Raw genomic sequence first — 389 nt, forward strand, 5'->3', positions numbered from 1 at the left:
GCGTCGAAGCGGCGTTCGAGCGCGCGGGCGACGTGCGCCAGTTGCGTCTGCATGGCGACTGCCATCCGAGCAACGTGCTCTGGACCGACGCCGGCCCGCATTTCGTCGACTTCGACGACAGCCGCATGGGTCCCGCCGTGCAGGATCTGTGGCTGCTGCTGCCCGGCGACCGCGAAGGCGCATCGCGCGCGCTCGCCGATCTGCTGGCAGGCTACGAGGATTTCAGCGAATTCGATCCGCGCGAACTGCATCTGATCGAAGCGCTGCGCACGCTGCGCCTCATCCACTATTCGGCGTGGCTCGCGCGCCGCTGGCACGATCCCGCGTTTCCGGCCGCGTTTCCGTGGTTCAACACGCAGCGCTACTGGGAAGAGCGCATTCTCGAATTG

General features: G+C 66.8%; 1 protein-coding gene. It reads left to right on the top strand.

Annotation, left to right across the window (positions count from 1 at the left end; translation table 11 throughout):
- A partial coding sequence (locus DPV79_RS41785; protein ID WP_113048193.1) for a serine/threonine protein kinase occupies positions 1 to 389 on the top strand: 389 nt, incomplete at both ends.

Origin of the sequence: Burkholderia reimsis, from assembly GCF_003294055.1 — a bacterium.
In the GTDB taxonomy this organism is placed as follows: Bacteria; Pseudomonadota; Gammaproteobacteria; order Burkholderiales; family Burkholderiaceae; genus Burkholderia; species Burkholderia cepacia.